Annotated in this window: 6 protein-coding genes and 1 pseudogene; 3 read left to right on the top strand and 4 right to left on the bottom strand. The window is 60.0% G+C overall.

From position 1 onward, the window contains the following. Positions 1 to 68: 68 nt before the first annotated feature. The 3 genes from EN925_RS23075 to EN925_RS23065 form a co-directional block, all read right to left on the bottom strand. On the bottom strand, positions 69 to 677 hold the full coding sequence (locus tag EN925_RS23075) for a transglutaminase-like cysteine peptidase (protein ID WP_128336951.1): 609 nt from the start codon (positions 675 to 677) through the stop codon (positions 69 to 71). Between the two features lie 227 nt (positions 678 to 904). Beyond that, positions 905 to 1,522, bottom strand: a complete 618-nt coding sequence (locus EN925_RS23070; protein WP_127367722.1) for a PilZ domain-containing protein — start codon at positions 1,520 to 1,522, stop codon at positions 905 to 907. Positions 1,523 to 1,705: 183 nt separating this feature from the next. After that, a complete protein-coding gene (locus EN925_RS23065) occupies positions 1,706 to 2,338 on the bottom strand; it encodes a PAS domain-containing protein (protein ID WP_127369850.1) in 633 nt (210 codons plus the stop codon). 388 nt (positions 2,339 to 2,726) lie between these two features. On the opposite strand from EN925_RS23065, the gene EN925_RS23060 reads away from it, so the two are divergent. Both EN925_RS23060 and EN925_RS23055 read left to right on the top strand, forming a co-directional pair. Further along, positions 2,727 to 3,485: a rhomboid family intramembrane serine protease gene (locus tag EN925_RS23060; RefSeq protein ID WP_013531343.1), complete on the top strand. Its 759-nt coding sequence runs from the start codon at positions 2,727 to 2,729 to the stop codon at positions 3,483 to 3,485. 87 nt (positions 3,486 to 3,572) lie between these two features. Further along, the gene (locus tag EN925_RS23055; protein ID WP_013531344.1) at positions 3,573 to 4,004 is read left to right on the top strand and encodes a CBS domain-containing protein; all 432 of its coding nucleotides are present in this window, start codon (positions 3,573 to 3,575) and stop codon (positions 4,002 to 4,004) included. 47 nt (positions 4,005 to 4,051) lie between these two features. Here EN925_RS23055 and EN925_RS23050 read toward each other — a convergent pair whose 3' ends face one another. Beyond that, positions 4,052 to 4,354: a YjhX family toxin gene (locus EN925_RS23050; RefSeq protein WP_013531345.1), complete on the bottom strand. Its 303-nt coding sequence runs from the start codon at positions 4,352 to 4,354 to the stop codon at positions 4,052 to 4,054. Between the two features lie 354 nt (positions 4,355 to 4,708). Here EN925_RS23050 and gatB point away from each other — a divergent pair. Continuing rightward, positions 4,709 to 5,021 (top strand): annotated as a pseudogene (gene gatB, locus EN925_RS23040) (Asp-tRNA(Asn)/Glu-tRNA(Gln) amidotransferase GatCAB subunit B); the annotation flags it as partial.

Below are 5,021 nucleotides of genomic sequence, written 5' to 3'. Positions count from 1 at the left end.
GGTGGGGACTCGACCGGGTTTCTCCTGAAGCGCCTCGCATTCACGCGGCGCGCTTGATCTCTGTTAAATCAGCGGACGCCGGCGACCGCGTCGGAGCGGCCGTCATTGATCGTCACCCAAACGCCGGAATTCTGGTCCGACTGGCGCTTGAGATAGGTGTAGTCGGTGTCCGTCCAGGACAGGACCTTGGTCTCAAGATTGTCGAGGATGAATTCTCCGAGGCTGGTGCGCACGGTCAGCACCGCGTGGCCGTCGCCATTCGGCTGGCGCGCCACCGTCATCAGCAGATTGCCGGCGGGGACGCCCGCATCCATCAACTCGCGGCGCTTTTCCAGCGCGTAATCCTCGCAATCGCCATAGCCATTGGCCGGATAGGCCCAATATTCCTCGACACCGTAGTTTTCCATGTCGGTGCGCGGCTTGATGCGGGTGTTGACCGAATTGTTGATGTTGACGATCGTCGCCCACAGCTTGCGGGTCAGTTCGACCGGCGCACCCCTGGGGGTCCGTTCGCTGCATTCGCCGGGAATGCGCTGGCAGAACTCATAGTGACCAACAGGCTGGGTGGTGCGTCCACCGGTGTGCATATAGGCCGGTCCCGCGGCATATGCTGATCCCCAAGCGGAAAGCTGCATCGCCATTGCCGCCAGCAACAGCTTGCCCCTCGTTTTCTTCATTGTTGTAGTCTCCCCGTTCGAAGGAGACATTGCCACGTGTGGATTTATTTGACGCAAAAGCGCGAAGTAGATATTGAGTAAAACTCCAATAGAATAAACGTAAAATTTGAATCATTTGAGTATTAATTCGTTTGGATCTGAAGGCTCCCCACCTCGGGCGCGGAGCGCTCCCAGAAACAAAAAACCGGCCGCAAGGGCCGGTCCTGGAATGTTGCTGTCGGGCCTGCTCAGGCGCGTGACGTGTTGAATTCGGAATCAAGCGTTTCGGGACGCTGGATCACAGCGAATTCGATGGCGACGCCGTCCTCGAAATGACGCACGACCTGCCCGCGCATGGTGCCAAGCATGACCTGGATGCCGATCGCCGGTTTGACGTCGATTTCGACAGCGGCGCCGGAGAGCGAAAGGTCGATGATGCGGCACTGGTACTGGCGGCCGTCGGTGAGCTGCAGCACGCTTGTCGGATTGCGCGGTGCGACGCGCTCGTGGCGGCGATCTTCCGGCAGGTCGAGTTCATGCTTGTTGGCCAGCCAGGTCAATTGCGCGGCCAGCTTGTCCTTCTTGCGATCCGACGCAATGACGGTCATCGCGAAACCGTCCTGCAGGGTGCGTGTGACGACGCCTTCGATGCGGCCGATATGATCGATGTAGGCGATGATTTTTTCGCCGGGCATGCCGATGCGGTCGGTGCGAAACGCAACATTGCCCGGTGACATGTCGACGACCTGGCAGGGATGTTCGGTGCGGTCTTCCAGCATGAAGCGTCCGTAAATTTTAACCCGGACGCGCTGAAAGTTTCGCCTTTCAGCTTGGGACGGCGCATAGTCGACCGCCGCTGACCTCATGACTGCCTACACCCCGTTTGGCATCACGCGCGCCGCTGCGAGGAACTTCATCACAGAAGTACAACAAAGCGGGTTAACAAAGGGGAAAAGCGGGCGCTCCAGCGTTTTCCTTTTTGCAGGCCGTGGTGCCAAAACCGCCGCGCAGTTTTGGGCGACGTGCATCAGGTCTCAAAAAACAGCGGACTATTCCTCGCGCCCGCCATCGAAGACGACGAGATGACGGATGCGACGCACCCGGCCGAGCGCCGAGATCGTCTCGGGTGCCCCAAGTTCTTCGGGAACAAGCGAGGGAACATCGATCGCCGGGCGATTGTTCAGAAGCTCCTTCTCCGGATCTATGACGCGGATTGAATCGATCAACGCATCGGTGATCGGATCGGCACCCAGCCAGAAGGGTTTCTCCACGGCGCTGATGACGCCCAGGCAGCGCGGATTTTCGACGCCGCCGTCCAGCGGCAGGGCAAGCAGTTCGAACTTATTGGAGCGCCCGTTGCGGCTGAAGCCCTCATAGCTGATGAGCACGACCGATTTCTGCTCGAACACGCCATGGATCAGGCGCGAGACGAGCCGCTGGTCCTTCTCGCGCCACAGCGATGGAAAGGAAAATCCCTTGAGCTCGCGGCCGTAGCAGGCGCAAAGCCTCGTGCCGGCCAGCCGGAATACGGCCTGTCCGCGCGTGTCACGTTCCAGGATAAAGGTGTCGGCCAGCAGCGACTTGATGTCGGCCGGTTCGACCTCCGAACGCTTCGGGGCGGGGCGTCCATCACGCAGGCGGTTCCAATATTGGAACAGCGTGATCGATCCATTCTGGTTCATGCTATGCTGCTCCGCGCAATCTGTCGTCTGATGTCCCATCGGTGAACAGAAGGGCGCCCTCCGAGGACCTACATGCGTTGCGGAGCAGGAAGCGTGCCAGCGTCGTTAACACTTGTTCACGGGTCGGGGCCGTTAAGGTTAACAAGTGGTTTACGTTGCGTCTGAGCGAGCCCCGTGGCACACAAAAACCACTCCAGAAGCGGTCGTTTCGCGACGATCGGCAGCACTTCAGTCAGAGTTTTAGGGGAGCAGGGGGCTCGACCGGCCGTTCAAGGGAAACCTTGAACGGCTTCTTTTTTGATTCGCGCCAGATGATTCGCGGTTTGCTGTTCGGTCCGCGTTAATCTAGATGCTCGAACCTGGAATCCCGCAGTGAGTGCAATTTCAAATGAGTGAACCGGTAATTCCCTCGGAAGCCGACCCGGTCGAGGGCGCGCCCGAGCCGCGGCGCGAGCCGGTGTTCAACCTGCCGCCCGTCGTGCTGGCGGTGATCGGCATCTGCGTCGTCGTCTATCTGTTGCAGCAATATGTGTTGAGCGAATCCCAGCAGATGACATTGCTGTATGACGGGGCCTTCATCCCCGTTCTCTACACCGGGCAATACGGCTTCGACTGGTTCCTGTTTTCGCGGCCCTTCACCTACGCGTTCATGCATGGCGGCTTTGCCCATATCGCCATCAACATGGTGTGGCTCGCCGCGTTTGGTTCACCATTGGCAAACCGTCTGGGAACGCTGTGGTTCGCGCTGTTCTTTGCCGCAACCGGGCTGGCTTCGGTCGCGCTTTTCTGGGCACTGCATCCTTACGGTGAGGCGCCGCTGGTCGGGGCTTCCGGTGCGATATCAGGCATGATGGGGGCTGCGGCGCGTTTTGGCTTCCGCACCGATCGTTCGGCCGGCAAGGCCGCCTTCGCCGGCCCGGTGCTGCCGATCGCATTCGTGTTGCGCTTGCGCGGTGTCGTGATTTTCCTTGCCATGTGGATGGTCATCAATCTCGCCACCGGCCTGCTCGGTTTTGCCCCGGGGGTAGACGGCCAGATCGCCTGGGAGGCCCATATTGGCGGCTTTGTCGCCGGCTTCTTCGGCCTGCGCTGGTTCGACAGGCGATGGCAGGCGCCCGAATGGGAGACGGCCGACCACCACACTTGAAATGCAACCGATCACGGCGCACGATGTTCACTCTTACGTGAAGGCCGGTCAGGGCAGGAACCGGCAGGCAAAGCAGAGGAGGACGCCATGACGGTTAAGGCAATTCTCGAGAGAAAAGGCCATGACGTGTTGACGCTCGGGCCGAACGAAAAGCTTAGCGAAGCCATCCGTATCCTGGCAGAGCACAAGATCGGGGCGCTGGTCATCACCAATGGCGATCGCAAGATCGTCGGCATCCTGTCAGAGCGCGACATCGTCCGGGTTGTCGCCCGCGAAGGTGGAGCCGCGCTCGATATCCCCGTGCGTTCGGCGATGACGCCGAAAGTGAAGATCTGCAACGAAAACCACACCGTCAACGAGGTGATGGAGATCATGACCCGAGGCCGCTTCCGCCATCTGCCGGTGGAAAAGGACGGCATGCTCGATGGCATCGTGTCCATTGGCGACGTGGTCAAGCGCCGCATCGAGGATGTCGAGCGCGAGGCCGACGAGATCAGAGCCTACATCGCCACCGCCTGAGCGGTGAGGCGAACCGCCGGCCGGAGAACCGACCGGCGGAGCCGTGGTTACCTGTTGTCGAGTTCGGAGCGGACGAGTGCGAGCCCGCGCCGGGTGATGCGGTAGGGTCCACCGTCAGACGAAGAAACAGCCTTCTTCCGCTTCAGTTTTCGAAACAGCTCGAGATCGACGCCCGGATAATGCCAGCCGTCGCGGGTCAGGCATTTGACGGAGGCGATCCGTTTCTTCTCGTTCTTTTCGATTTCAATGCGTCCGCCCTGCGCGAGCAGGTGCAGGATGCGCTGTTTCCACAGCGCCGCGCGTCCTCTTGGACGCGCAAAGGACGCTGTGGCACTTATGATTTGGCGCATGATCCTTTCCGAAAATCGATACCGATTTTCGGGGTCGTGCGCTGCGCGAAATATCCATGTGAGAGTTTTCCGGGAAAACAAAAAATGCCGCCGCCGCGAAGCTTCGCGGCACGGGGTTTCAGGTTTTCTGCCCTGCCTCGCCAGGAGGTCAGGGCCTTACCGGGACTGAGCGTAAGTGGACATCCACTCTCCATTGGAATGGACCTCCTATAGGCGAACGCGGCTGAAAAGGCCAGTCCGCGGCTTTGCGCTTGTGTTTTTTGGGCGCTTGTCTCTTTTGGCGGTTTGCACTAGCGAAGTTGCACACCAAAGTGTGCGAAACACATTATCCGCAGTTCCAATACGCAGGCCACCATGTCCCTCATCGACACCCGCACGCCCGACGCCAAGCGCCTTGTTTCCGGTGCCACCGGCGACTGGGAGATCATCATCGGCCTCGAGGTCCATGCCCAGATTACATCGGAAGCAAAGCTGTTTTCCGGCGCCTCGACCGCTTTCGGCGCGGCGCCCAACGCCAATGTCAGCCTGGTCGATGCGGCGATGCCCGGCATGCTGCCGGTCATCAACGAGGAATGCGTCAAGCAGGCGATCCGCACCGGCCTTGGGCTGAAAGCGCAGATCAACCACAAGTCGGTCTTCGATCGGAAGAACTACTTCTATCCAGACC

It is taken from the genome of Mesorhizobium sp. M7A.F.Ca.US.006.04.2.1 (genome assembly GCF_004022915.1).
Taxonomy (GTDB): domain Bacteria; phylum Pseudomonadota; class Alphaproteobacteria; order Rhizobiales; family Rhizobiaceae; genus Mesorhizobium; species Mesorhizobium ciceri.
Note: the sequence above shows the minus strand (reverse complement) of the source record. Positions and strands in the feature narration are given on the sequence as shown.